Annotated in this window: 25 protein-coding genes and 2 pseudogenes; 19 read left to right on the forward strand and 8 right to left on the reverse strand. The window is 65.2% G+C overall.

All coding sequences use genetic code 11. The features are described 5' to 3' along the window. The first annotated feature begins 71 nt into the window (after window positions 1–71). The 5 genes from ACCQ09_RS01065 to ACCQ09_RS01085 all read left to right on the forward strand — a co-directional run bounded on the left by ACCQ09_RS01065 (window position 72) and on the right by ACCQ09_RS01085 (window position 3,186). Window positions 72–542 carry a YiiD C-terminal domain-containing protein gene (locus ACCQ09_RS01065; RefSeq protein ID WP_012437013.1) on the forward strand — a complete coding sequence of 157 codons (471 nt, stop codon included), beginning with the start codon at window positions 72–74 and terminating at the stop codon, window positions 540–542. 30 nt (window positions 543–572) lie between these two features. Then, on the forward strand, window positions 573–995 hold the full coding sequence (locus tag ACCQ09_RS01070) for a hypothetical protein (RefSeq protein WP_011035457.1): 423 nt from the start codon (window positions 573–575) through the stop codon (window positions 993–995). Between the two features lie 88 nt (window positions 996–1,083). Beyond that, a complete protein-coding gene (locus ACCQ09_RS01075) occupies window positions 1,084–1,521 on the forward strand; it encodes a rhodanese-like domain-containing protein (RefSeq protein ID WP_012437015.1) in 438 nt (145 codons plus the stop codon). 109 nt (window positions 1,522–1,630) lie between these two features. Beyond that, window positions 1,631–2,143, forward strand: coding sequence for a protein-export chaperone SecB (gene secB / locus ACCQ09_RS01080; protein ID WP_011035459.1), 513 nt, complete (start codon window positions 1,631–1,633; stop codon window positions 2,141–2,143). A gap of 17 nt (window positions 2,144–2,160) precedes the next feature. After that, window positions 2,161–3,186, forward strand: a complete 1,026-nt coding sequence (locus tag ACCQ09_RS01085) for an NAD(P)H-dependent glycerol-3-phosphate dehydrogenase (protein ID WP_011035460.1) — start codon at window positions 2,161–2,163, stop codon at window positions 3,184–3,186. Between the two features lie 482 nt (window positions 3,187–3,668). On the opposite strand, the gene ACCQ09_RS01090 is transcribed toward ACCQ09_RS01085, so the two are convergent. Then, the gene (locus ACCQ09_RS01090) at window positions 3,669–4,265 is read right to left on the reverse strand and encodes an OmpO family porin (protein WP_012437016.1); all 597 of its coding nucleotides are present in this window, start codon (window positions 4,263–4,265) and stop codon (window positions 3,669–3,671) included. 366 nt (window positions 4,266–4,631) lie between these two features. On the opposite strand from ACCQ09_RS01090, the gene poxB reads away from it, so the two are divergent. The 3 genes and pseudogenes from poxB to ACCQ09_RS01105 form a co-directional block, all read left to right on the forward strand. Further along, window positions 4,632–6,341: a ubiquinone-dependent pyruvate dehydrogenase gene (poxB, locus tag ACCQ09_RS01095; RefSeq protein WP_176994147.1), complete on the forward strand. Its 1,710-nt coding sequence runs from the start codon at window positions 4,632–4,634 to the stop codon at window positions 6,339–6,341. A 45-nt stretch (window positions 6,342–6,386) separates the two neighbouring features. Beyond that, window positions 6,387–6,623, forward strand: a pseudogene (locus ACCQ09_RS01100) (hypothetical protein); the annotation flags it as partial. After that, window positions 6,620–6,955 (forward strand): annotated as a pseudogene (locus ACCQ09_RS01105) (MFS transporter); the annotation flags it as partial. The pseudogenes ACCQ09_RS01100 and ACCQ09_RS01105, both read left to right, overlap by 4 nt. A gap of 9 nt (window positions 6,956–6,964) precedes the next feature. On the opposite strand, the gene ACCQ09_RS01110 reads toward ACCQ09_RS01105, so the two are convergent. After that, window positions 6,965–7,441, reverse strand: coding sequence for a tRNA (cytidine(34)-2'-O)-methyltransferase (locus ACCQ09_RS01110; protein ID WP_011035465.1), 477 nt, complete (start codon window positions 7,439–7,441; stop codon window positions 6,965–6,967). A gap of 54 nt (window positions 7,442–7,495) precedes the next feature. Next, window positions 7,496–7,954, reverse strand: a complete 459-nt coding sequence (locus ACCQ09_RS01115; RefSeq protein ID WP_012437018.1) for an XAC0231 family protein — start codon at window positions 7,952–7,954, stop codon at window positions 7,496–7,498. 386 nt (window positions 7,955–8,340) lie between these two features. Between ACCQ09_RS01115 and ACCQ09_RS01120 the strand changes: the two genes are divergently transcribed. The 4 genes from ACCQ09_RS01120 (at window position 8,341) to ACCQ09_RS01135 (ending at window position 12,097) form a co-directional block, all read left to right on the forward strand. Next, window positions 8,341–8,661: a DUF4156 domain-containing protein gene (locus ACCQ09_RS01120; RefSeq protein ID WP_012437019.1), complete on the forward strand. Its 321-nt coding sequence runs from the start codon at window positions 8,341–8,343 to the stop codon at window positions 8,659–8,661. Window positions 8,662–8,762: 101 nt separating this feature from the next. Beyond that, the gene (locus tag ACCQ09_RS01125) at window positions 8,763–9,779 is read left to right on the forward strand and encodes a 3-oxoacyl-ACP synthase III (RefSeq protein ID WP_011035468.1); all 1,017 of its coding nucleotides are present in this window, start codon (window positions 8,763–8,765) and stop codon (window positions 9,777–9,779) included. A gap of 166 nt (window positions 9,780–9,945) precedes the next feature. Next, window positions 9,946–11,064, forward strand: a complete 1,119-nt coding sequence (fic, locus tag ACCQ09_RS01130; RefSeq protein ID WP_012437020.1) for a protein adenylyltransferase Fic — start codon at window positions 9,946–9,948, stop codon at window positions 11,062–11,064. A 130-nt stretch (window positions 11,065–11,194) separates the two neighbouring features. After that, a complete protein-coding gene (locus ACCQ09_RS01135) occupies window positions 11,195–12,097 on the forward strand; it encodes an alpha/beta fold hydrolase (protein ID WP_050911951.1) in 903 nt (300 codons plus the stop codon). 143 nt (window positions 12,098–12,240) lie between these two features. Here ACCQ09_RS01135 and ACCQ09_RS01140 read toward each other — a convergent pair whose 3' ends face one another. Both ACCQ09_RS01140 and ACCQ09_RS01145 read right to left on the reverse strand, forming a co-directional pair. Further along, window positions 12,241–12,624 carry a YkgJ family cysteine cluster protein gene (locus ACCQ09_RS01140; protein WP_050912554.1) on the reverse strand — a complete coding sequence of 128 codons (384 nt, stop codon included), beginning with the start codon at window positions 12,622–12,624 and terminating at the stop codon, window positions 12,241–12,243. A 91-nt stretch (window positions 12,625–12,715) separates the two neighbouring features. Next, on the reverse strand, window positions 12,716–12,850 hold the full coding sequence (locus tag ACCQ09_RS01145) for a hypothetical protein (RefSeq protein WP_257790389.1): 135 nt from the start codon (window positions 12,848–12,850) through the stop codon (window positions 12,716–12,718). A gap of 129 nt (window positions 12,851–12,979) precedes the next feature. Between ACCQ09_RS01145 and oleC the strand changes: the two genes are divergently transcribed. Then, the gene (gene oleC / locus ACCQ09_RS01150; protein WP_040940360.1) at window positions 12,980–14,632 is read left to right on the forward strand and encodes an olefin beta-lactone synthetase; all 1,653 of its coding nucleotides are present in this window, start codon (window positions 12,980–12,982) and stop codon (window positions 14,630–14,632) included. Window positions 14,633–14,640: 8 nt separating this feature from the next. Continuing rightward, window positions 14,641–16,203, forward strand: coding sequence for a winged helix-turn-helix domain-containing protein (locus ACCQ09_RS01155; RefSeq protein WP_040940361.1), 1,563 nt, complete (start codon window positions 14,641–14,643; stop codon window positions 16,201–16,203). A gap of 86 nt (window positions 16,204–16,289) precedes the next feature. Here the strand turns inward: ACCQ09_RS01155 and ACCQ09_RS01160 are convergent, their stop codons facing one another. Continuing rightward, complete coding sequence (locus ACCQ09_RS01160; protein ID WP_040940362.1) at window positions 16,290–17,468, reverse strand: serine hydrolase domain-containing protein; 1,179 nt, start codon at window positions 17,466–17,468, stop codon at window positions 16,290–16,292. Window positions 17,469–17,666: 198 nt separating this feature from the next. On the opposite strand from ACCQ09_RS01160, the gene oleD reads away from it, so the two are divergent. Further along, window positions 17,667–18,677, forward strand: a complete 1,011-nt coding sequence (gene oleD, locus ACCQ09_RS01165; protein WP_040940363.1) for a 2-alkyl-3-oxoalkanoate reductase — start codon at window positions 17,667–17,669, stop codon at window positions 18,675–18,677. Window positions 18,678–18,741: 64 nt separating this feature from the next. Beyond that, the gene (locus ACCQ09_RS01170; RefSeq protein ID WP_003468167.1) at window positions 18,742–18,900 is read left to right on the forward strand and encodes a DUF1328 domain-containing protein; all 159 of its coding nucleotides are present in this window, start codon (window positions 18,742–18,744) and stop codon (window positions 18,898–18,900) included. Between the two features lie 97 nt (window positions 18,901–18,997). Here the strand turns inward: ACCQ09_RS01170 and ACCQ09_RS01175 are convergent, their stop codons facing one another. Both ACCQ09_RS01175 and ddlA read right to left on the reverse strand, forming a co-directional pair. Further along, window positions 18,998–19,480: a GNAT family N-acetyltransferase gene (locus ACCQ09_RS01175; RefSeq protein WP_040940364.1), complete on the reverse strand. Its 483-nt coding sequence runs from the start codon at window positions 19,478–19,480 to the stop codon at window positions 18,998–19,000. After that, a complete protein-coding gene (gene ddlA / locus ACCQ09_RS01180; protein ID WP_040940365.1) occupies window positions 19,477–20,583 on the reverse strand; it encodes a D-alanine--D-alanine ligase in 1,107 nt (368 codons plus the stop codon). The genes ACCQ09_RS01175 and ddlA overlap by 4 nt, the downstream gene beginning before the upstream one ends. Window positions 20,584–20,755: 172 nt before the next feature. On the opposite strand from ddlA, the gene ACCQ09_RS01185 reads away from it, so the two are divergent. The 3 genes from ACCQ09_RS01185 to ACCQ09_RS01195 are packed head-to-tail and all read left to right on the forward strand — an operon-like array spanning window position 20,756 to window position 23,942. After that, a complete protein-coding gene (locus tag ACCQ09_RS01185) occupies window positions 20,756–21,400 on the forward strand; it encodes a ubiquinone biosynthesis accessory factor UbiJ (RefSeq protein WP_040940366.1) in 645 nt (214 codons plus the stop codon). Next, on the forward strand, window positions 21,397–23,070 hold the full coding sequence (ubiB, locus tag ACCQ09_RS01190; RefSeq protein WP_040940367.1) for a ubiquinone biosynthesis regulatory protein kinase UbiB: 1,674 nt from the start codon (window positions 21,397–21,399) through the stop codon (window positions 23,068–23,070). Before ACCQ09_RS01185 ends, ubiB begins: the two co-directional genes overlap by 4 nt. A gap of 35 nt (window positions 23,071–23,105) precedes the next feature. Then, the gene (locus ACCQ09_RS01195; protein WP_228428196.1) at window positions 23,106–23,942 is read left to right on the forward strand and encodes a pseudouridine synthase; all 837 of its coding nucleotides are present in this window, start codon (window positions 23,106–23,108) and stop codon (window positions 23,940–23,942) included. Window positions 23,943–24,019: the final 77 nt, after the last annotated feature.

Genomic DNA, 24,019 nt, shown 5'->3' on the forward strand with positions numbered 1-24,019 from the left:
TTAGGTGCACAAGACGCTCGCAGGACATTGCGGCATGATGCCAACCCTTCGCCGTCTTGCAGCCTTTGCCGATGACCCTTCCGTGCACGCTCGCATCCGCCCTGCACTCGTTGCAGCAGCAGTTCGTCGCCATGCCACCGGTGCTGTCGATGGGCATTGCCGTGGACGGGCTGCATGACGGGGCCTTGCGGCTGCGCGCGCCGCTGCAGGCCAACGTCAACGACAAGGCCAACGCCTTCGGCGGCAGTCTGGCCTCGCTGATGACACTGGCCGGGTGGGGGTGGTTGACCTTGCAGCTGCAGTTGGCCGGGCACGATGCCGATGTGTACGTGGCCGACAGCCAGCTGCGCTATGTCGCACCGGTGTACGAAGAGCTGGTGGCAGACGCCGCGCCGTCGGCGGCCGGCAACTGGGAGGTGTTCCTTGCCACCTTCCGCCAACGCGGCAAGGCACGCATCGACATGCGCGCGCAGGTGGCGTTGGAGTCGGGCGCGGCGGCGGCGACGCTGAGCGGGCGGTTCGTGGCCTTTCCAAAACGGTAGGATGCGGGCCTGGTCCTTGGGGGAAGGCGCATGCGTGCAGTGATGGGAATGGTGGTCCTGCTGGGGTTGGCCCTGGTCAGCGGCCTGGCCACCGCCGGCAGCCGGGCGCAGGCGCGTGCGCTGGAAACCACCCAGGCCGCCTACACGGCGGCGGTGCGCTGGAGCGATTTCGATGCCGCGCAGGGCTTCATCGAGCCGACCTATGCGCAGGCCCACCCGCTCAGCGAGCTGGAACGCTCGCGCTACGAGCAGGTGCAGATTTCTGGCTACCGCGAACTGCGCGTTGGCGAGACCGACACCGGCGATCTGCGCCGGGAGGTCGAGCTGCGGGTGATCAACCGCAATACCCAGGCCGAGCGGCTGGTCCGCAGCATCGAGGTGTGGCACTGGGATGCCGAGCGCAAACGCTGGTGGCTGACCACCGGCCTGCCGGACCTGTGGCAGGGCCAATAGCCTTCCGCCTGTCCACCCAGCGTGGCAGTGGCCGTCGCGTACGCCAGCTGTGCGACAATTCCCGCCCGCTTCATCGACCGTGATCTCAGTGAATTTCGAAGAGCTGCAGGCCTTTGTGGGCCGCAACCCCATGCTGTCGCTGGCCCTGGTGGGCCTGACCATCGCCATCATCGTCACCGAGATCGCGCGCCTGTTCCGCGGCTATCGCGCGCTCAAGCCGGCCGAGTTGACCCGCCTGATCAACAGCGAAAATGCGTTGGTGATTGATCTGTCGCCCACCGCCGATTTCGAAAAAGGCCACATCGCCGGCAGCCGCAACGTGGCGCTGGCCAAGTTCGACCCGGCCGGCAAGTTGCTCGCCAACGCCAAATCCTCGCCGGTGGTGGTGGTTTGCCGCAGCGGTAACGCCTCTGCCGGCGCTGCCAAGACGCTGAAGAAGGCCGGCTTCGAGCAGGTCTACTGGCTGGAGGGCGGCATTGCCGCCTGGCAGATGGCCGAGCTGCCGCTGGTCAAGGGCCGCGCCTGATCTGCCTTGTGAGGCGCCGCGCAAGCCCCCATTGCTTGCGTGAGATACTGCGTTTTCACGTCTGCATCACTCAACGTTGCATCCATCGAACTGTTTTCTGGAGTTAGGAATGTCCGACGAAATCCTCAACGGCGCCGCTGCGCCGGCCGACGCCGCTGCTGGCCCCGCTTTCACCATCGAAAAGATTTACGTCAAGGACGTTTCTTTCGAATCGCCGAACGCCCCGGCCGTCTTCAATGACGCCAACCAGCCCGAGCTGCAGTTGAACCTCAACCAGAAGGTGCAGCGCCTCAACGACAACGCGTTCGAAGTCGTGCTGGCTGTGACCCTGACCTGCACCGCCGGTGGCAAGACCGCCTACGTGGCCGAAGTGCAGCAGGCTGGCGTGTTCGGCCTGGTCGGCCTGGAGCCGCAGGCGATCGACGTGCTGCTCGGCACCCAGTGCCCGAACATCCTGTTCCCGTACGTGCGCACCCTGGTCAGCGATCTGATCCAGGCCGGCGGCTTCCCGCCGTTCTACCTGCAGCCGATCAACTTCGAAGCGCTGTACGCCGAAACCCTGCGCCAGCGTTCGCAGGGCGAAACCTCGCTGGCCGATTCCGAGCCGGCCGGCAACGCGTAAGCGTTGTTGCGCACCGGATGAGCGATCCGACACAGAAAATCGCCGTTCTCGGCGCCGGTTCCTGGGGCACGGCCCTGGCGGCGCTGGTTGCCCGGCACGGTCACCCGACCGTGCTCTGGGGCCGCGATGCGGCGATGGTGGATGCCATCGACCGCACCCACGAGAACCCTCGCTATCTGCCAGGCATTGCCCTGCCGGACAGCCTGCGCGCGACCACCGACCTGCAGCAGACCATCGCCGGCGCCAGCTGGATCCTGGTGGTGGTGCCGTCGCACGCGTTTACCGAAACAATCAAGCTGCTCGCGCCGCTGCGCCCAGCTGGCGCGGGCATCGCCTGGGCCACCAAGGGCTTCGAGCCGGGATCCGGGCGCTTCCTGCATGAAGTGGCGCGCGACATCCTTGGCCCCAGCGTGCCGCTGGCCGTGGTGACCGGGCCCTCGTTCGCCAAGGAAGTCACCCTGGGCCTGCCGACCGCGATCACCGTGCACGGCGATGACGCCGCGTTTGCGCAGGTGGTGGCCGATGCCATGCACGGGCCCACTTTCCGCGCTTACACCGGCGATGACATGGTCGGTGCCGAACTGGGCGGCGCCATGAAGAATGTGCTGGCGGTTGCCACCGGCGTGGCCGATGGCATGCAGCTGGGCCTCAACGCCCGTGCCGGCCTGATCACGCGCGGCTTGAACGAGATGCTGCGCCTGGCCGCGGTCATCGGCGCACGGCCGGAAACATTGATGGGCCTGGCTGGCCTGGGCGATCTGGTGCTGACCTGCACCGGCGATCTGTCACGCAATCGGCGGCTGGGTCTGGCGCTGGGACGCGGGCAGAGCTTGAGCGATGCCATCCGTGAGATCGGCCAGGTGGTTGAATCGGTGCAGACCGCCGACGAGGTCATGCGTCAGGCAGAGCAGCATGGCATCGAGCTGCCGATCTCCAACGCAGTGCGTGCAGTCCTGCATGGCGAGATCACCCCGGAAGCGGGATTGAAGGAATTGCTGGCACGCGAGCGCAAGCCCGAGTATCCGCAGACCTTGTTTACCTGAGCCCTGCGTGCGTTGCGTACGTGATCCAAGACAACAAAAAAGCCCGGCATTGCCGGGCTTTTTGTTGGTGCGGCGCGTTTCATGCTGCCGCTGCAGTGCAAACGAGGCCAGGCTGCTACCAGCGCTGACTGTGCAATCGTGTGCTGAGCAGTCTCGGGTTCTACATGCTCTTAGGGCCGTACGCCGGATTGGCGACGCGTGTCCATCGCAGAATCTCCGTGCTGCGCATTGCGCGCCAAGATTAGGGAGGCGTATCAGCAACACCGTGCTTTCGACCAGTGCGCCAGGGTGACGCGGCAGAAGCTGTCGTGTGCACACGTGTCAGCTTCGGCGCTGGGAAGCCGAGTTTGCGAAACGCGCCGGCTTGCACAGGCGCATGCATGCGCATGCAACTCCGATCGCACAAAAGAAAGAAGCCCGGTCGGGGGACCGGGCTTCCGATGCAGCGCGGGAGAGAGTCGCGCTGCAGTCAAACGTGCGGCTTACCAGCTGAAGCGCGGGCCGACCGACCATTCCTTGTTGCCGTCGCCATCCATACGGATGTCGCCGTTGATGCCCCAGTTCTGGTTCAACTTCACCTGGGCGCCAAGGCGGCCGTAGAAGTTGTCGCCGAGGTCGACGCCACGCTTCTTGGAGAAGTCTTCGTAGCCAGCCAGGGCATAGACTTCGAAGTGCTCACCGAAGGCGTTACGCAGACCGGCTTCAACGCTGTAGCCGTCAAAGCTGATGTTCGGGGTGTCCAGGTCCAGCTTGCGGTAGGCAACGCGGGCAACGAAATCGGTGCTCGTTGCGATCTCGTAATTGTAGCCAACACCGACGCCCCACTGCTGGAAGTCGGAGTTCGAGCTCTCGAACACACTGTCGTTGTCGTCAGCGTTCTGCTTGCTGTAATCGCCGAACACATGGAAGTTCGGAGCGAAGGCATAGGACGCCTTCACGCCCCAACCATCTGCATCGCGACCTTCGGTCGGGGTGCGCACGTAGTCGCCTTCGACGAAGTTGTAGGAGAGGTTTTCGGCAGCGGAGGCCGCAAACGGCAGGGCAGCGAGAAGGCCGAGGGCCAGCAGAGAAGTCTTCATGGTCGAGATACCTGTACTTATGGTTTGGGCCGGCGCTGAGGCGAATGCCGTTCGCTGCCGAGATGTAAATTCTCCGTTATTCGATGGAACGCGACATGAATTTGGAACTGACCGGTTGATGAATCATCGCGCCAAGTTCAGCTGCGCTTTCTTGTGGCTGTCAGCGTATGCGAGTAGCGCACGTGCAAAGCGTGACGCAGCGTTACGTGCATCCTAGCGATGTGATGATGGCGTGTAGGTTTCGCACAAAAACACTGCAAATCCTGCATCGCGCTGTTGCAAGCGAGCACATCGCCGATACGCGCGCACTGGGAGCATAGGTGTCCCCAGAAGAAGCGGAGCAGCATCGTGGCGAAGAAGAAGACGGTGGCGCGGTTCATGGCCGAAACGCTGGAAAGTGCCGGGGTGGAGCGAATCTGGGGGGTGACCGGCGATAGTCTCAACGGGCTGACCGACGCATTGCGCGAGATGCAGAGCATCGAATGGATGCATGTGCGCCACGAAGAGGTGGCGGCATTCGCGGCCGGCGCAGAGGCCGCGGTGACCGGCAAGCTGGCGGTGTGCGCCGGCAGTTGCGGGCCGGGCAATCTGCATTTGATCAATGGGCTGTTCGATTGCCACCGCAGCCGGCAGCCGGTGCTTGCCATCGCCGCGCATATCCCCTCGTCCGAGATCGGCTTGAGCTATTTCCAGGAGACGCATCCGCAGGAGCTGTTCCGCGAATGCAGCCACTTCGTCGAGCTGGTGACCAACCCGGCGCAGTTGCCGGAGGTGCTGCACCGTGCGATGCGCACAGCGATCCTGCAGCAAGGCGTGGCCGTGGTGGTGATTCCCGGCGACATCGCGCTGATGGAGGTCGACAAACACCTCTCTGCCGCGTGGCCCGTGCTACGTGCACCGCGGCTGCTGCCGGCGGCCGAGGACGTGCAGCAACTGGCGGAGATCCTGCAGCAGAGCAAGGCGGTGACGTTGCTCTGCGGCAGCGGCTGTGCCGGGGCGCACGATGCGGTGGTGGCGCTGGCCGACACGCTGGGCGCGCCGATCGTGCATGCGCTGCGCGGCAAGGAGCATGTGGAGTGGAGCAACCCGTTCGATGTGGGCATGACCGGCTTGATCGGCTTCAGCTCCGGCTATCACGCCATGCTCAATTGCGACACCTTGATCATGCTGGGTACGGATTTCCCGTATCGCCAGTTCTATCCGAAGGACGCCACGATTGTGCAGGTGGACCGTGACCCGGCTGCACTTGGGCGTCGCACGCCCTTGCAGCTGGGCATTGCCGCCGATGTGGGCGAAACCATCGCTGCGCTGTTGCCGCAACTGGAGCGGCGCGAGGAGCGCGGCTTTCTGGACAAGTCGCTTGCGCACTACCGCAAGGCGCGCGAGGGGCTGGACGAATTGGCGGTGCCGGCGGACGAAGGCGAGCCCCTGCATCCGCAATTCGTCACCCGCCTGATCAGCCAGATCGCCGACGAAGATGCGGTGTTCACCTGCGACGTGGGCACGCCGACGGTGTGGGCCGCGCGCTATCTGCGCATGAACGGACAGCGCCGCCTGCTAGGTTCCTTCAACCACGGCTCGATGGCCAACGCGATGCCGCAGGCGCTGGGTGTGCAGGCGGCCTGCCCGGGGCGGCAGGTGATTTCGCTCTCCGGCGATGGCGGGTTTGCGATGTTGATGGGCGACTTCATTTCGCTGGCGCAGTTGAACCTGCCGGTGAAGGTGGTGGTGTTCAACAACGCATCGCTGGGATTTGTGGCGATGGAAATGAAGGCGGCCGGGTATCTGGATACCGGTACCGAGCTGCGCAATCCGGATTTCGCTGCGATGAGCAATGCGATGGGCATCCTGGGGCTGCGCGTGGAGACCTCCTCGCAGCTGGAGCGGGCACTGCGCCAGGCGTTCGCGCATTCGGGCCCGGCCTTGGTCGACGTGCGCATTGCCACGCAGGAGCTGGTGGTGCCACCGGCGATCAAGCTGGAACAGGCCAAGGGCATGGGCTTGTATCTGCTCAAGGCGGTGATGAGCGGGCGGGGCGATGAGGTGCTGGCGCTGGCCAAGACCAACCTGCGCTGACACCGCGCTGCGCGCACACTGCACGTCTCCTTTCGGATCGCACCCATGCCCCGTTCGTTGTTGCGGCAACTGTTGCTGATCTGGATCGTGATCGTGGCCGCCTGCATCGACGTGGCCAGCATGCTCTATGGGCTGTATCAGCAGACCGAAGGCGTGCGCCTGGACCAGGCACGCCAGCAACTGCAGGCGCAGTGCGGGCGCATCGTGCAGCGCTACACCGGTGCCAGCGAGGCCGCCCGCGCGGGCGATAACGGCGCGGGGCTGGCCGCGGTGGTGGTGCGCTGGTGGCCGCTTCGCTGATCGAAGCCTGGGGCGTATTTCCAGTGCAGATGCTCGATGGCCTGGGCGCCGGCTTGCAGAGCGTGGTGGTCCCCGCATTGGTCGCGCGGCTGCTGCATGGCACCGGCCGGGTCAACGTGGGCCAGGGCGCGGTGATGACCGTGCAAGGGATCGGTGCTGCTTTGAGCCCTGCATTGGGCGGCTGGCTCAGCGCCGCCTTCGGCTACCGCACCGCGTTTCTGGTGCTGGGCGCCATTGCGCTGCTCGCGGTTGCGCTCTGGGCGAGCTGCCACACGGTGCTCAAACAGGCATTGGCTACCGGCGCGGCGAGGTGATGCGCCTGGCTACTGCCCGCCTGTGAAGTTCCATTGTCGCCACGCCTCGAACACCATCACCGCCACGGTGTTGGACAGATTGAGGCTGCGATTGTCCGGGCGCATCGGCAGGCGAAGCCGGTGCTGCGGCGGGATGGACTCCAGCACCTCTGCCGGCAGGCCGCGTGTTTCGGGGCCAAACAGAAAGGCATCGCCATCGGCAAACTGCGGTGTGTCATAGCGCACGGTGCTGCGGGTACTCAGCGCAAACACGCGCTTGGGTGCGAGCGTGGCCAGCGCAGTGGGCAGGTCCGGATGCACCTGCAGACGCGCGTATTCGTGATAGTCCAGGCCGGCGCGCTTGAGCTGCTTGTCGCTGAGGTCAAAGCCCAGGGGCTCGATCAGGTGCAGGCGCGCGCCGGTATTGGCGCACAAGCGGATCACATTGCCCGTGTTGGGCGGAATTTCGGGTTGGAACAGGATGACATCGAGGACGGGGGCTGACATGCGCGCAGTGTAGCTGCGCCGCGCATGGGCCGGCCGGTAATGACCGGCCGGCAGTTACTGGCCCAGGGTGGCGCTGACCAGTGCTTCCAGCTCGACCGGGGTGGGCTGCAGCTGCGGCACCGGCAGGTTGACGATGACCTGGCCGACCAGCGCACCCAGTGCAGCAGCGGCGTGGCCGGTGGCAGCCTGCGCGGTGGCGGCAGCGGTATGCACCAGCAGGTCGGCGCGCTGTTCGGCGGTCGGACGCACCTGCACGGTGGCCAGGGTCACGATGCGCGGGCCGGCCTGTTCGGCGGCCAGGGCAGCCAGTTGCTCGGTCGAAGGGCGCACCTGCACTGCGGTCAAGGTGCGGATGCCGCTGCTGCGCTCCAGCGTCTGCTGGGCGATCTGGTCGGCGGCCGGGCGGACCTGCACGGTGTCCAGCGTGGTGAAGGAAGCGGCATGCGCGTTGGCAAAGGAGGCGCCGGCAATCAGGGCGGCGGCGAGGGCGATGCGCAGGGTCTTGGTGGTCATGGCGAGGTCTCTTGGTGTGGGTGAGCAGTGGTGTGGTAGTAATGTAGTACGCCGTTTCGGTAGCTGCAAGAACTTTCGGTGCTGTTTTTATTTTGTTCAGCGTGCAGTCATATTTGCTGGCAGCGCACGGGGCGTTGGATGGCTGCGATAACCAGAGCAATCGCCGTGCCATCTTTAAGTCGTTGTTTTTGAAGGCGGCGGTGCCGCATGGGGCTGTCCGCATCCGGACAACCGGACACCGCCTCGGCCGGGCGGACGCGCCGGGCCAAGGCCTGGGCGGGAGCGCAGCGCACACCGGGGGCTGCCGGTTGTCTCTCGGTAGCGCGCCTTATTGCCAATTCAGGCAGCTACGGCACAATCCGGCTTTGCCCTCAGGTGTCTGTCTTATGCGTGTGATCCTGCTGTCTGTTCTGGTTGCCGCCACCACTGCGGCCTGCACCTGGGTTCCCATCGAACAGAGCGGCAAAGGTGTGCGGGTCCTGCCCGCAGGCCCTGTGCCAGCTGGCTGTCAGCAGCAGGGCGAAGTGGTGGTGACGGTCAAGAGCAAGGTCGGTTTCTACAATCGCAACCCGCTGCGGGTGCAGGAAGAACTGGAAACCCTTGCGCGTAACGAGGCGCCTGGCGCCAATGCCAACACCGTGCAGGCACAAGGCCAGCCGCTTGATGGCAGCCAGCGTTTCAACGCGTTCCGGTGTCCGCCGCGCTGAACCGTTGGGCTGGGGCGAGCGCGGGGCAAATGTAAAGATGCGGTAAAAGCGGCCAGCAGATAGAATGGCGCCCCCTCGCCTGACGCCATGGCGCTACTTCGATGCTCTTCCAGAATGTCTCCATCGCGGGACTGGCGCATATTGATGCGCCGCACACGCTGACTTCCAAGGAAATCAACGAGCGCCTGCAACCGACCTACGACCGTCTTGGGATCAAGACCGACGTATTGGGCGATGTTGCCGGTATCCATGCACGGCGCTTGTGGGACCAGGATGTCCAGGCATCGGACGCCGCCACCCAGGCTGCCCGCAAGGCCCTGATCGATGCCAACATCGGCATCGAGAAGATCGGCTTGCTGATCAATACCTCGGTGAGCCGTGATTACCTGGAGCCGTCCACGGCCTCCATCGTGTCCGGCAACCTGGGTGTCAGCGACCACTGCATGACCTTCGACGTGGCCAACGCCTGTCTTGCCTTCATCAATGGCATGGACATCGCTGCGCGCATGCTCGAACGCGGCGAGATCGACTACGCCCTGGTCGTGGATGGCGAAACCGCTAACCTTGTTTACGAAAAAACCCTCGAGCGCATGACCTCGCCGGACGTTACCGAAGAAGAGTTCCGCAACGAACTCGCTGCGTTGACGCTGGGCTGCGGTGCGGCCGCCATGGTGATGGCACGTTCGGAGCTGGTTCCCGACGCGCCGCGCTACAAGGGCGGCGTGACGCGCTCGGCCACCGAGTGGAACAAGCTGTGCCGGGGCAACCTGGACCGCATGGTCACCGACACCCGCCTGCTGCTGATCGAAGGCATCAAGCTGGCGCAGAAAACCTTCGTGGCCGCCAAGCAGGTGCTGGGCTGGGCTGTGGAGGAGCTGGACCAGTTCGTCATCCACCAGGTCAGCCGCCCGCACACGGCAGCGTTCGTGAAGTCCTTCGGCATCGACCCGGCCAAGGTCATGACCATCTTCGGTGAGCACGGCAACATCGGCCCGGCCTCGGTGCCGATCGTGTTGAGCAAGCTCAAGGAGCTGGGCCGGTTGAAGAAGGGCGATCGCATCGCGCTGCTCGGCATCGGTTCGGGCCTGAACTGCTCGATGGCCGAAGTGGTTTGGTGAAGGCGCCAGGCCATCCCGGGAAGGGATGGCCGGCAGTGCGGTTGGGTAGTCGCCGCAGTGATTGCAAAGGCAGGTCGCATGCACTCCTGTCTCGTCATGCGTGAGATTGTATTTTTATCGACATGTTGGGTGCATCATGTCGATTCAGTCGACATGAGCGCTCCGCATGGATCCCCGGCGTCCCTATAACGACCTGCCGCCGTTGCCTCCCGCGGTGGAGCTTGAGACCCGCGTATTGCTCAAGGCGTGTATCGAAGCGCATAAGGCACTGGCCTTGCTGCGACAAGCCACGGGGCATCTGCCGAATCCGGCGGTGCTGATCAATACCATTCCCATTCTGGAAGCACAGGCGAGTTCGGAGATCGAGAATATCGTCACCACCACGGACGAGTTGTTCCGCTACGCCGACCATCAGGACGCCGCAAACCCCGCAACACGCGAGGCGCTGCGCTATCGCACCGCGTTGCAAGAGGGTTTCATTTCGCTGCGCGAGCGCCCACTGTCCACGCGGACTGCCGAGATTGTCTGCACGCGCATCAAAAACGTCCAGATGCAGGTGAGGAGTGTGCCGGGTACCGCCCTGGCCAATCAACAGACCGGTGAAGTGATCTATATGCCGCCGGCCGGGGAAGCGGTATTGCGCGAAAAGCTGGCCAACTGGGAGCGGTTTATCCATGACGTCCCCGAGGTCGACCCGTTGATTCGCATGGCAGTCGCGCATTATCAGTTCGAAGCCATCCATCCCTTCACCGATGGCAACGGCCGCACCGGGCGTGTTCTCAATCTGCTAATGCTGGTTGAACAGAATTTGCTGGATCAGCCGGTCCTGTACTTGTCGCGTTACATCATCGAACGCAAAGCGGACTACTACCGTTTGTTGCTGGCCGTCACGCGCGAGGGCGCATGGGCTGAGTGGATCGCCTACATGCTGGATGCGGTGGCCGATACGGCACGTTGGACCAGTGCCAAGATCGATGCTATCCGCCAACTGCATGAGCATGCGTGCGAGTGGGTTCGTGCCGAGCGTCCAAAAGCGTATAGCCGCGAACTGGTGGATGTGCTTTTCAGTCAGCCGTACTGCCGTATCCAGAACGTGGTGGATGCCGGCATCGCCAAACGGGAAACCGCAGCGCGGTATCTGCGTGAGCTCGTGGATATCGGTGTTCTACGTGAACAGCGAATGGGCAAGGAGAAGTTGTTTCTACACCCTGCATACTTGCGCCTGCTTTCCGACAATGGTCACGCGGCACAACGTTACGCCTTGCCTCACACGTATCAGCACTAATGAGTCCGAGCAGAGCATCCAGTGCATCTTGCTCTTTCCCCAGTGTGGACACGCGCGACGGCATCTTTCCATGCCCCAGCCGGTACCTGTGCCGCGCAGAATCACTTGAACCGAATTGGATACGTTCTTCATGACTTACCCCGGCTATTCCTTCACCCCTAAGCGCCTGGATGTGCGTCCCGGCATTGCGATGTCGTATCTGGACGAAGGTCCGCGCGATGGCGAGGTGGTGGTCATGCTGCACGGCAATCCGTCGTGGAGCTATCTGTGGCGGCATCTAGTGAGCGGTCTGTCTGATCGCTACCGCTGCATCGTGCCCGACCACATCGGCATGGGCCTGTCCGACAAGCCCGACGACGCGCCCGATGCGCAGCCGCGTTACGACTACACGTTGCAATCGCGCGTGGACGATCTGGACCGCCTGCTGCAGCACCTGGGCATCACCGGGCCGATCACGCTCGCGGTGCACGATTGGGGCGGCATGATCGGTTTTGGCTGGGCTCTTTCGCACCACGAGCAGGTCAAGCGCCTGGTGATCACCAACACCGCCGCGTTCCCGCTACCGCCGGAAAAGCCGATGCCATGGCAGATCGCGATGGGCCGGCATTGGCGGTTGGGCGAGTGGTTCATCCGCACCTTCAATGCGTTCTCCTCCGGCGCCTCGTGGTTGGGCGTGTCGCGGCGGATGCCGGCGGCTGTGCGCCGCGCCTATGTCGCCCCGTACGACAACTGGAAGAACCGCATTTCCACGATCCGCTTCATGCAGGACATCCCGCTGTCGCCGGCCGATCAGGCCTGGTCGCTGCTGGAGCGCTCGGCGCAAGCGTTGCCGTCGTTTGCCGACCGCCCGGCCTTCATCGCCTGGGGTTTGCGCGACATCTGTTTCGACAAGCACTTTCTGGCCGGTTTCCGCCGCGCACTGCCGCAGGCCGAGGTGATGGCGTTCGACGATGCCAACCACTACGTGCTCGAAGACAAGCACGAGGTGCTGGTGCCGGCAATCCGCGCGTTCCTGGAACGCAACCCGCTGTAGGACAAGTTTCGCATCCGTGCGCGCGCGCGCCGAAGAGCTGCGCGCGCCGTGTGCGAAGTGGATGCACCGGGCAATGCGTGCATCGCGCAGGTCCGGATTGGATCGCACTGCGGCTGCGCCGTCTGCGCTGCTGTTGCGAGCCCTTACAGCGTAGGCAGCGGATTGCGTTGCGCGTCGTCCACGCCAACCCAGTCGGCTTCAGTGAGCGCGTGCAGGCCATGTGCCAGCCGCGACTTGTCGCATTGCGCGCTGCGCTCGCCGAACTCCAGCGATGCCGGCACCGCGGCACACGATGACGGGCGGCGGTCGTGGATGCTGCAGCGGCTGTAGCGGCCGATGTCTGCGTCCAGCGCAATGCAGCGTGGCTGCGCTTGCGAGGTGCCACGCATCACCCGTTCGTGCGTGCGCAGTGCATCCGTCAACGCAATCGGCACCCTGCCGCCCAGCGCGGGATCGGCTTCGCTCCAGTGGAAACTGACGCGGAAGTAGGCGCAGCAGGCGCCGCAGGTAAGGCAGGGGTGTGCCATGGATGCCGGGCCTTGCGCGACGAAATAGCGTGGAGAGCGCGGCATTCTGACCGAATCACGGCGCGATACAAGGGGGGCGCGTGCAGGCTGGTTAGCGGTTCATGCGGGTGGCGGTGGCTGGTGGCCGGCGGATCACCGCACTTGCCAGAAAACGCCCGGTAGCGTGCAAGGTTTGCTGGCGATAGCGCGCGCTGTTCCAGTCGATATTTCCAGCGTGTTGACGCATCTGCAGCTGTGCATGCAGGCACGCCGCGAGTGGCCTCTCTGCAGCATTGCGAGCCAGCCAATGCATGCGACCGAACGTTGCAAGCGCAAGCGGCCGGTGCCATAGGCACGCATGGGTGATAATGGACGCATGACAACTCTCTGCAATATCGCCGCCTCGCTGCCGCGACTGGCGCGCGAGCGCCCCGATCAGATCGCCATCCGCTGCCCGGGCGGACGCGGTGCCAATGGAATGGCCGCCTACGATGTGACCCTGAGCTATGCCGAGCTGGACGCGCGCAGCGACGCGATTGCTGCCGGTCTGGCCTTGCACGGCATCGGTCGTGGCGTGCGTGCGGTGGTGATGGTGCGGCCGTCGCCGGAGTTCTTCCTGCTGATGTTTGCCTTGTTCAAAGCCGGTGCGGTGCCGGTGCTGGTGGATCCGGGCATCGACAAGCGCGCACTCAAGCAATGTCTGGACGAAGCGCAGCCGCAGGCCTTCATCGGCATTCCGCTCGCACAGCTGGCACGGCGCTTGTTGCGCTGGGCACGGTCGGCCACGCAGATCGTCACCGTGGGCGGCCGCTATGGCTGGGGTGGGGTGACGCTGGCACGCGTGGAGCGCGATGGCGCCGGTGCCGGCAGCCAGCTGGCCGATACCGCGGCCGACGACGTGGCGGCGATCCTGTTCACCAGTGGCTCGACTGGCGTGCCCAAGGGCGTGGTGTATCGGCACCGGCATTTTGTCGGGCAGATCGAGTTGCTGCGCAACGCGTTCGACATGCAGCCGGGCGGTGTGGACTTGCCGACCTTTCCACCATTCGCGCTGTTCGATCCCGCGTTGGGCCTGACCTCGGTGATCCCGGACATGGACCCAACCCGTCCGGCCACCGCCGATCCGCGCAAGCTGCACGATGCGATGACGCGCTTTGGTGTGACGCAGCTGTTCGGCTCGCCGGCATTGATGCGCGTGTTGGCTGATTACGGCCAGCCATTGCCGAACGTGCGCCTGGCCACCTCGGCCGGCGCACCGGTGCCGCCGGATGTGGTGGCCAAGATCCGCGCGTTGCTGCCGGCCGATGCGCAGTTCTGGACGCCGTATGGCGCCACCGAATGCCTGCCGGTGGCAGCGATCGAAGGCCGCACCCTGGATGCCACGCGCACGGCCACCGAGGCCGGTGCCGGCACCTGTGTCGGCCAGGTGGTTGCACCCAACGAGGTGCGCATCATCGCCATCGACGACGCGGCGATTCCCGAGTGGAGCGGCGTGCGCGTGCTGGCAGCGGGCGAGGTGGGCGAGATCACCGTGGCGGGCCCCACCACTACCGACACCTACTTCAACCGCGATGCGGCCACGCGCAACGCCAAGATCCGCGAGCGCTGCAGCGACGGCAGCGAGCGCGTCGTGCACCGCATGGGCGACGTTGGCTATTTCGATGCCGAGGGGCGCTTGTGGTTCTGCGGCCGCAAGACCCACCGCGTGGAAACCGCCACCGGCCCGCTCTACACCGAACAGGTAGAGCCGATCTTCAACGTGCATCCGCAGGTGCGGCGCACCGCGTTGGTGGGTGTCGGCACGCCCGGTCAGCAGCAACCGGTGCTGTGCGTGGAGTTGCAGCCAGGCGTTGCGGCATCGGCCTTTGCCGAAGTGGAAACTGCACTGCGCGCAGTGGGCGCTGCGCACCCGCACACCGCAGGAATTGCGCGTTTTCTGCGCCATTCCGGCTTTCCGGTGGATATTCGCCACAACGCCAAGATCGGCCGCGAAAAGCTTGCGATCTGGGCGGCGCAACAACCGCGCTGAGCCCCACCATGTGCGCACGGTATCGTCTGGATGACCTGCGCATCGATGTGGCACGGCAGCGCGTTGAGCGCGACGGTGTGGCACTTGAGGTTGGCGGACTCAATTTCAGGTTGCTGCACTATGTGCTGCAGCAAGGTCAGCGCGTGGTCGGCTTCGACGAGCTGATCCAGAACGTGTGGGCGCCGGCACTGGTCAACGAAGAAACCGTCACCCAGCGCGTGCGTCTGCTGCGGCAGGCGTTGGGCGACGACTCGCGACGGCCGCGTTATCTGCGCTCGGTACGCGGGCAAGGCTATCAGCTATGCGTGCCGGTGCAGCAGGAACAGATGCCCGCAGCGCGTGTGATGCGGCAGCGTGGAGGCTGGATCGCGGCGGGCGCCGTGGCGTTGGTTTGCATCGGCACAGGTGCGATCTGGTGGCTGCACGCGCGCGCGCCGCCAACAGCGCGGGCGGTCCTGGTGCAGCGTGGTGATTACTACGCCGGGATCGGCCAGCGTGACGACAACGATCGCGCGATCGACTTATATCGCCAACGCTTGCAGGAAGCGCCAGACGACCCACAGGCGCAACTTGGCCTCAGCCGCGCCTACAGTGCACGCGTGTGCCAATACGACGGGGACGCCGACTTTACCGTGCAGGCCTTGCGGTTGGCCGATACTGTGACAGCCGCGCAACCACAGCTTGCAGCAGCACATGCCGCGCGTGGGTATGCGCTCGATTGTCAGGGCCGCAATGGGGCTGCTTTGGCGTCCTATGAACAGGCCTTGCAGCTGGATCCGGGTGCCGATGCGGTGCGTGGCTCGGCCGCCTATCTGTACGAGCGGAAGGGAGATCTGGTGCAAGCGCTATCGGACAATCTTGAGGTGCGCGACCCCCGGCGCGTGCGATTTCTGCCGATCCAGATCGCCAGTAACCTGAGCCTGCTGGGGTATGCGGGCGCAGCCGAGGCGCGCTATCGGCAGAACTTCCGGCTGTATCCGGATGACCCGTTCTCCAATCTGGCGTGGCCCACATTCTTGTTCGCGCATGGTCGTGCGGCAGAGGCGCAGACTGCGTTGGACGAGGCGCTAGGCCGCGGCACCGACTATGCGGGGCTCGCCGTGCTGCAGGCCGAACTTGCATGGTCACAAGGCAACACGGCACTCGCACGCAAAGCGGCATTGCAGGCAGTGCGGCTCCGCCCCCAGGGCAGCTTCGCGCAGACGGTCGTGTGGGCGCTGCACGCCCAGCCGCTTCCCACAGCTGCGGCGCTGCGCACGCGTGCGCAGGAGCTGCTGATCAGCGTGGAGCGCGGCGGCGACCCCTTCGATGCCGTCGATGCGACCGTGCTGCTGCTATGTGCGGATGCGCCCGAGGCAGCACTGCGCGCACTGCAGCGCGCAGAGACTGCCGGCTATCGCAATGCTGGCTATCTCCGTCATTCGCCGTTGTTGCAGTCACTGCGCGGCATGCCGGAGTTTACCGCGCTGCTGGCACGGATCGATGCCGACCTTGCGGACCAGCGGGCTCAGTTGCGTCGTCGTAAGCTGTTACCCCCAGATGCGATTTCTGAGGCTGCTGCGGCCATGTAGCAGGCCGGCACAGAAGAGCGGCATCGGCAGCGGTTGTGCGCAGGCCGTGTGCGACACACCAACCAGCAGCCCTCCGACCGGTCGTGTCAGTCCCGCGTCGGCAACGCCTTGAGCACATACTCGGTCAACAACCGCTGCGATTGCTGATGCATCTGCCGGGTGTTGTAAGCGCTGCGCGTGAGGACCACCACCAACCTCTGCTCGGGAACGACAAACACGTAGTTGCCGCCATTGCCAGACATCGCCCAGGTGTCGCGTTGCACGCCATGCACCGGAAACCGGAAGTGCCAGAGGAGATAGCCGTAATCGGCATCGTCGCGCGCCTGTGTGTGCACGCTGGTCATCGCTCGGATCCAGTCTGCGGCAATCACCTGGCGGTCTTGCCAACGTCCTTGCGTAACCAGCAACTGCCCGAGTTTGGCCAGATCGCGGCTGCGATACCGCGTGCCGCCGCCGCCCATGCCGACGCCTTCTGACGACACAGTCCACTGCGCCTGCTCAATGGCTAGTGGCGTTTCTAGGACCTTGGCCGAGAATGCCTTCAGGCTCTGGCCAGTGGCTTGTTCCAGCACGGCGCCGAGCAGGAATGAGCCTGCCGTACAGTATGAAAATGCACGGCCGTGCGGGCTTTGCTCGGGCCGTTGCATCCACGGCGCATACCCGCGAATCGGCAGATCCAAGGCGAATTGCGTCCAGTCTGCGCTGACGTACATGCGTTCTTCGTTGCCGGCGGAAAAGGCATTGTCGTCGTTACATTCCAATTGGGAGCTCATCGTCAGCAGATCTTCGACGGTGATCGCGCGCTTGCGCGGGTCGGGATGTTGCCAGTGGCGGTCGCCGAAGTAGTCGTAGACCTTGGCTTGCGCGTTTGGGATCACGTTGCGCTCGATCGCCGCACCCACCAGCAACCCGGTGACGCTCTTGGTCAACGAGCGGGTGTCGTGCAAGGTCTGGCGATCGGCATCGCCCAGGTAGTGTTCGTAGACCAGCACACCATCGCGTACGACCAAGACGCTGGTGGTGGCCGGCGCCAGGTCGGCGCTCAGTGCTTGCTCCATCTGTGCGAGCACAGCGAGGTTCCAGCCACTGGCGGCAGGGCTGCCGACCGGCCAGCCGTCATTCAGGGCCGGCGGCCTGGCGATGTGCGCAGGTGCAGGTGCTGGGGTGGCAGCTGATGCTGTGGCGATGCCTGGCGTCGCACTTGGCGCGGCGTGCAGCGGGGAGAGAACGAGCACGGCAGACAACAGCAGGGACAGGCGGGTCATGGCGACTCCAGCGATCGAAGGTGCAGCCATCACGCCAGGCTTGCGAATGAAGCACCTGATGCCGGGATGAAGATTTATGAAGGTCTTTGCAATCAATGATTTGCCGATGCAAGACGTCAGGCGGCGTGCACGCCGCGTCGCTCTGACGGTCCGGTCCGGCTATTGTGTGCGCCCTGCAGGAGCGATGGGTGTGGCGCAATGAAGATTCTGGTAACGGGTGGTGGCGGCTTTCTCGGGCAGGCGCTGTGCCGTGGATTGGTGGCGCGTGGACACGAGGTGGTGAGCTTTCAGCGCGGTGACTATCCGGTGCTGCACACCTTGGGTGTGGGCCAGATCCGTGGCGATCTGGCTGACCCGCAGGCGGTGCGGCATGCACTTGCCCGCATCGATGCGGTGTTCCACAACGCGGCCAAGGCCGGGGCGTGGGGCAGCTACGACAGCTATCACCAGGCCAACGTGGTGGGCACGCAGAACGTGCTCGATGCGTGCCGTGCCAATGGCGTGCCGCGCTTGATCTACACCTCCACGCCCAGCGTGACCCATCGCGCCACCAATCCGGTGGAAGGCTTGGGTGCGGACGACGTGCCATATGGCGAAGACCTGCGTGCGCCGTATGCGGCGACCAAGGCAATTGCCGAGCGCGCGGTGCTGGCAGCCAACGATGCACAGCTGGCCACCGTTGCGTTGCGCCCGCGCTTGATCTGGGGGCCGGGCGACAACCACCTGCTGCCGCGTCTGGCGGCACGTGCGCGCGCCGGGCGGCTGCGGATGGTGGGCGATGGCAGCAACCTGGTGGACAGCACCCACATCGACAATGCGGCGCAGGCGCACTTCGATGCGTTCGCGCATCTGGCGCCGGGCGCTGCGTGCGCAGGCAAGGCGTACTTCATCTCCAACGGCGAACCGTTGCCGATGCGCGAGCTACTCAACCGTTTGCTGGCGGCGGTGGATGCGCCGGCGGTGACGCGCTCGCTGTCGTTCAAGACGGCGTACCGCATCGGTGCGGTGTGCGAAACATTGTGGCCACTGTTGCGTCTGCCAGGCGAAGTGCCGCTGACGCGGTTTCTGGTCGAGCAGCTATGCACGCCGCATTGGTACAGCATGGAACCGGCGCGGCGTGACTTTGGCTACGTGCCGCAGATCAGCATCGAAGAGGGCCTGCAACGGCTGCGATCCTCATCTTCCCGCGACATCTCCATCACTCGATAAAGACTGGCACATCCACAAGATACGCCTGCGCCGATTCGGCACGACAACTTCTGGACACATTGCCATGCTGCATTACGCCATCATCTTTTTCGTCATCGCCATCATTGCCGCCGTGCTGGGCTTCAGCGGTATCGCCGGTGCGGCGACCAACATCGCCTGGATCCTGTTCGTGGTGTTCCTGATCCTGGCCGTGATCTCGATGTTCCGTCGCGGCAAGGTCTAGTCCGCGTCACGGCAGCGGCGCTGCCGGTTGACGATCACACGGCCCGCTTCCGCAAGGAGGCGGGCCGTGCGCTTTTGCGGCACGCAGAATTTGCCAATTACAGCGCTTTTTCCAGGTATTGCACGCGTTTTCCGCTTTCCAATACGGCCTCGCCGATCGGCTGAAAGCCCAACTGCCGGTGCAGTGCCAACGAGGGTGGATTGGCAGGCACTAGATTGACTTCGCAGACCAGGCGCGCATGGCCTGCAGCGCGTGCCTCACGGATGAGTTCGTCATACAGCTGTGTTGCCAAGCCGCGTCGACGTGCGTGCGCGGCAACCACGATGCGGTCCACATAGACGAAGCGCGCGAAGCGTGCGGCCATCCAGGCGAAGTTCGCATTGGCGTAGATGGCGTGCTGATCCAGCGCGATGAGTAAGGCCTCGGCCGGATCCGCCACCCGTGCGTGCCAGGCCTGCTGCAACAGGCTGGCGAGCGCATCAGGTGTGAGCCACGACAAGGCGCTGGCATCGGCATTGTTGAGTGCCAGCAGCGCTGCGTGATCGTGCGGATGCACTGCACGCACCCGTGCCGCGGTCATGCGTGCGTGACCACGCTGCTGTGCAGGCGCCCATCGTCGGCATGCCGCTCCAGTGCCAGCTCGATCAAGCGCGTGACCAAGCTGCGATAGTCCAGCCCGCTTGCCTCCCACAACTTGGGATACATGCTGATGCGGGTGAAGCCGGGCAGCGTGTTGACCTCGTTGATGACGATGCGGCCATCCGCGCACAGGAACACATCCACGCGCGCCATGCCGGCGCAGTCCAGCGCCTGACAGGCCTGTAGTGCGCACTGCTGGATACGGTGCTGGGTGTGGGCATCGATATCGGCGGGAATCACCGTCGCTGCGCCATCGTCGCGGATGTACTTGGTCTGGTACGAATAGAACGCGTCGTGCACCACCACCTCGCCGCACACGCTGGCCCGCGGCGTGGCATTGCCCAACACCGCGCATTCGATCTCGCGCCCGGCGATTGCCGCTTCCACCAGCACCTTGTGGTCGTAGCGCAGCGCGAGCTCCAATGCCGCGCTGAACTCCTCAGCGCTGCGGACCTGGCTGACGCCAACCGACGAGCCCTGGTTGGCCGGCTTGACGAACAACGGCAGCCCGAACCGGGCAATCAGCGTCTGCACGTCGGCCTGCGCAGCGGTGTGGCGCGTGAAGCATGCGAACGGCGCCACCTCCAGGCCGGCATCGCGCAGCACCCGCTTGGCCATGTCCTTGTCCATCGCCACGGCCGACCCCAGCACGCCGGAACCGACGAATGGCAGATTGACCATGCGCAGCAGCCCCTGCAGCGAGCCGTCTTCGCCCAGCGTGCCGTGCACGATCGGGAACACCACATCGATCTGTGCCAGTGCGTGTTCGGCATCCACCGCGTGCAATTGCGCACTGGCGGCACCGGGCAGCACGGCCAGCCCGCGGCCGCTGTGGCGCAGCGCAATGCGGCTGGGGTCGTCGGCATCGAGCAGGAAACTCTCCGGTGCGCTGAGGTGCCACTGGCCCTGTTTGTCGATGCCGATCAGCACCGGCTCGAACCGCTGCGGGTCCAGCGCCTGCAGGATATTGCGCGCCGATTGCAGCGAGACCTCGTGCTCGGCCGACTTGCCGCCAAAGATGAGTCCGACCCGAATCCTGCGCATGCCTGCTCCTGTCATTGCTCCACGGAAGGGGCACAGGATGCCGCCGGCGCGGTGCCTAACGGAAGCGCCGGGTGCCTGCCCGAGCCGTGGCACATGCACCTGCCCGCCGATGCAATGGCCCGGCCCGCGCCCGTCAAGCGGTTGCGACATGCAGGGACGGTAGAATGCGCCCATGCCCGGATCACTCTTCAACTCACTCAAGCCGCTCGCCGGCCAGGCCCTGCAGGCCGCGCTCAACCGCGCGCTGGCGCTGGACCCGGATACCCGCGATGCCCTGCTGCCGCTGGAAGGCCAGCGCATCGCACTGACCCTGGAGGCGCCCGCGCTGGCGCTGCAGATCCGCGTGCACGAGCGGCGGCTGCTGGTGGGCCCGGTGGATGCCATCCAGGAGCCGGATCTGGCGGTGCGCAGCAGCCTGGCCGGCTTGCTCGGGCAGCTGCCGTTTTTGGCCAATGCCCGCCGCAGCGGTGCGCCGGCCGGCCGGCTCAAGGTCTCCGGCGATGCCGAGCTGGCGCGCCAGCTGCAGCAACTGGCCGGGCGTTTCGATCCGGACTGGCAGTTGCCGTTCGTGGCGGTGTTCGGCGAGATCCTGGGCGTGCAGATCGCCAGCGCCGTGCGCAGCGCCTTGCAGCAGGCCCGCCGCAGCGCGACCGACCTGGCGCAGAGCGCAGCCGAATTCGTCACCGAAGAATCGCGCGACGTGGTGCCGCGCGCCGAACTGGAGGCCTTCCACGACGACGTGGATGAGCTGCGCGACGCTGTCGAACGCCTGGCTGCGCGCATCAATCGCCTGTCTGCGGCTGGAGGCACGCCATGAAGGCGATCCTGCGGGCAAGCCGCATCGGCCGGGTGATCCTGCGCTATCGGCTGGACGCGCTGCTGGAAGGCACCCCGGCCGAGCGCTGGTTGCGCCTGGCCAAGCCGTTCGTGCCGCGCGCCAGTGCCGAAATCGCCGCGCAATCGCGCGGTGCGCGGCTGCGGCTGGCGCTGCAGGAACTGGGCCCGATCTTCGTCAAGTTCGGGCAGATTTTGTCCACCCGCCGCGACCTGATTCCGCCGGACGTGGCCGAAGAACTCACCTTGCTGCAGGACCGGGTCAAGCCGTTCGACGGCGAGGCCGCGCGCCTGATCGTGGAGCGCGCGCTGGGGCTGCCGGTGAGCGTGGCGTTTGCCGCCTTCGATACCACGCCGCTGGCGTCGGCCTCGATCGCGCAGGTGCACGCGGCCACCTTGCCGCCCGATGCCAATGGTGTGCGCCGCGAAGTGGTGGTCAAGGTGCTGCGCCCGGACATCGAGCGCCAGATCGACGCCGACATCGCGCTGCTGCATTCGCTGGCCACGCTGGTCGAACGCACCCATCCGCGCGCCGACAAGATCCGCCCGCGCGAAGTGGTGGCCGAGATCGAAGGCACGTTGTCGGCCGAACTGGATCTGCAGCGCGAAGGCGCCAACGCCAGCGTGTTGCGGCGGTTCTGGGAAGGCTCGGACGATCTGTACGTGCCGGAGGTGATCTGGTCGCACACCGCCGAGCGTGCGCTCACGCTGGAGCGCGTGTACGGCATCCCGTCCGATGACGTGGCCAAGCTCGACGCCGCCGGCATCGACCGCAAGGCGCTGGCCGCCAAGGGCGTGCGCGTGTTCTACACGCAGGTCTTCCGCGACAACTTCTTCCACGCCGATGCGCACGCCGGCAACATCTGGGTCGATTCGGACCCGGAGCGGCGCCTCAATCCGCGCTTCATTGCGCTGGATTTCGGCATCATGGGCCAGCTCTCGCAGGAAGATCAGTACTACCTGGCCGAGAACTTCATGGCGATCTTCCACAAGGATTACCGCCGCATGGCCGAGCTGCACGTGGAGGCGGGCTGGATGCCGTCCAACGTGCGTATCGACGAGCTGGAAGCGGCCGCGCGTTCGGTGTGCGAGCCGTACTTCACCCGGCCGTTGTCGGAGATCTCGCTGGCCGAGGTATTGATCAAGTTGTTCCGCGTGGCGCAGCGCTATGAATTGACGCTGCAGCCGCAGCTGATCCTGCTGCAGAAGACGCTGCTCAACATCGAAGGCGTGGGCCGCCAGCTCGATCCCAAACTCGACATCTGGGCCGTGGCGCGGCCGGTGCTCGAACGCATCCTGCGCGAGCGTTACAGCCCGCGCCGCGTGCTGGGCGAGTTGCGCAAGCGCCTGCCGGAGATCATGACCCACGCGCCGGACATGCCGCGCCTGGTGCATAGCTGGTTGAAGCAGCAGGTGGAAGGCAGGCACCAGCTGGACATCCGCTCGAGCGAATTGCGTGCGCTGGATCTGAGCCTGCGCAAGCTGCAGACCCGCGTGGTCACCGCCATCACCGGCAGCGGGCTGCTGGTGGTCGCCGCCGTGTTGTATGGCCTGCATCCGGACGGCTGGTATCTGGGCACGGTGCCGGTGTGGAGCTGGATCAGCGGCGGCGCCGGCTCGGCAGCCTTGCTGATCGCCTGGCTGCGCCGCTGACACATTGCGATAGGTGGCCCGCTGCATTCGGCTGCATTTCGGCAGTGCCTGCAGCGGGCCCCAGCGCGGCCCTTGAGTCGTGGCGCGGCAACGCAGTGGCATGCGCTGTCGGCGATGCGGATAATCCGCCGGTGAGCACATCCCCTGATCCATTGCAGATTCTCTACCAGGACGCCGTCCTGGCCGTTGTCGACAAACCCGCGGGCCTGATGGTCCACGACAGCAAGCTGGCGCGCGGGGAAGACGATTTTCTTGCGGACCGTCTGCGCGTGCAGCTGGGCCGCCCGATCTTTCTGGTGCACCGGCTCGACCGCGCCACCAGCGGCTGCCTGTTGCTGGCCTTCGATCGCGACACCGCCAGCACGCTAGGCAAGGCCTTGATGGCCGGCGAGGTAGAGAAGGATTATCTGGCCATCTGCCGCGGCTGGCCCGCCGAGGAGCGCTTCATCGTCGACCACGATCTGGATGGCGGCCCGGGCAAACCGGTCAAGAAGCCGGCGGTGACCCATTTCCAGCGCCTGGCCACCGGCGAGCTGGAGATCCCGTCCACCGGCTTTGCCACCTCGCGTTATGCCTTGCTGCGCTGCCAGCCGCGGACCGGGCGGTTTCGCCAGATCCGCCGGCATCTCAAGCACCTGTCGCATCACATGATCGGCGACACCAGCCATGGCGATGGCCGCCACAACCGCAGCTTCCGCATGCTCGGCATCCACCGCATGTTGCTGCATGCCGAACGCCTGGGCTTCCCGCATCCTGCCGATGGCAGGCGCATCAGCGTGGTGGCGCCGCTGGATGTGGAGTTTGCGAAAGCGTGTGCGTTGTTCGGGTGGGACGTGGCGGGGTTGCAAGGCGGCACGACACACGTGCAGTGATGCGGCGTGGTCATTGATCTGTCCGTGCCTCAACGTCGAACGGCAACGTCTCTAGGCAGCCGTACCCTCACCCCAAC

The organism is Xanthomonas sp. NCPPB 2586 (assembly GCF_041475775.2).
Classification (GTDB): Bacteria; Pseudomonadota; Gammaproteobacteria; order Xanthomonadales; family Xanthomonadaceae; genus Xanthomonas; species Xanthomonas campestris.

Bases quoted from the DNA above. Each gene is read 5' to 3' on its own strand.
- ACCQ09_RS01185 (WP_040940366.1), top strand. From the start codon at position 20,756: ATGCCCGGATCACTCTTCAACTCACTCAAGCCGCTCGCCGGCCAGGCC.
- oleD (WP_040940363.1), top strand. From the start codon at position 17,667: ATGAAGATTCTGGTAACGGGTGGTGGCGGCTTTCTCGGGCAGGCGCTG.
- ACCQ09_RS01175 (WP_040940364.1), bottom strand. From the start codon at position 19,480: ATGACCGCGGCACGGGTGCGTGCAGTGCATCCGCACGATCACGCAGCG.
- ACCQ09_RS01070 (WP_011035457.1), top strand. From the start codon at position 573: ATGCGTGCAGTGATGGGAATGGTGGTCCTGCTGGGGTTGGCCCTGGTC.
- oleC (WP_040940360.1), top strand. From the start codon at position 12,980: ATGACAACTCTCTGCAATATCGCCGCCTCGCTGCCGCGACTGGCGCGC.
- ACCQ09_RS01120 (WP_012437019.1), top strand. From the start codon at position 8,341: ATGCGTGTGATCCTGCTGTCTGTTCTGGTTGCCGCCACCACTGCGGCC.
- ACCQ09_RS01115 (WP_012437018.1), bottom strand. From the start codon at position 7,954: ATGACCACCAAGACCCTGCGCATCGCCCTCGCCGCCGCCCTGATTGCC.
- ACCQ09_RS01135 (WP_050911951.1), top strand. From the start codon at position 11,195: ATGACTTACCCCGGCTATTCCTTCACCCCTAAGCGCCTGGATGTGCGT.
- ACCQ09_RS01125 (WP_011035468.1), top strand. From the start codon at position 8,763: ATGCTCTTCCAGAATGTCTCCATCGCGGGACTGGCGCATATTGATGCG.
- fic (WP_012437020.1), top strand. From the start codon at position 9,946: ATGGATCCCCGGCGTCCCTATAACGACCTGCCGCCGTTGCCTCCCGCG.
- ACCQ09_RS01170 (WP_003468167.1), top strand. From the start codon at position 18,742: ATGCTGCATTACGCCATCATCTTTTTCGTCATCGCCATCATTGCCGCC.
- ACCQ09_RS01155 (WP_040940361.1), top strand. From the start codon at position 14,641: ATGTGCGCACGGTATCGTCTGGATGACCTGCGCATCGATGTGGCACGG.
- ACCQ09_RS01065 (WP_012437013.1), top strand. From the start codon at position 72: ATGACCCTTCCGTGCACGCTCGCATCCGCCCTGCACTCGTTGCAGCAG.
- ddlA (WP_040940365.1), bottom strand. From the start codon at position 20,583: ATGCGCAGGATTCGGGTCGGACTCATCTTTGGCGGCAAGTCGGCCGAG.
- secB (WP_011035459.1), top strand. From the start codon at position 1,631: ATGTCCGACGAAATCCTCAACGGCGCCGCTGCGCCGGCCGACGCCGCT.
- ACCQ09_RS01140 (WP_050912554.1), bottom strand. From the start codon at position 12,624: ATGGCACACCCCTGCCTTACCTGCGGCGCCTGCTGCGCCTACTTCCGC.
- ACCQ09_RS01160 (WP_040940362.1), bottom strand. From the start codon at position 17,468: ATGACCCGCCTGTCCCTGCTGTTGTCTGCCGTGCTCGTTCTCTCCCCG.
- ubiB (WP_040940367.1), top strand. From the start codon at position 21,397: ATGAAGGCGATCCTGCGGGCAAGCCGCATCGGCCGGGTGATCCTGCGC.
- ACCQ09_RS01085 (WP_011035460.1), top strand. From the start codon at position 2,161: ATGAGCGATCCGACACAGAAAATCGCCGTTCTCGGCGCCGGTTCCTGG.
- ACCQ09_RS01090 (WP_012437016.1), bottom strand. From the start codon at position 4,265: ATGAAGACTTCTCTGCTGGCCCTCGGCCTTCTCGCTGCCCTGCCGTTT.
- ACCQ09_RS01110 (WP_011035465.1), bottom strand. From the start codon at position 7,441: ATGTCAGCCCCCGTCCTCGATGTCATCCTGTTCCAACCCGAAATTCCG.
- ACCQ09_RS01145 (WP_257790389.1), bottom strand. From the start codon at position 12,850: ATGCGTCAACACGCTGGAAATATCGACTGGAACAGCGCGCGCTATCGC.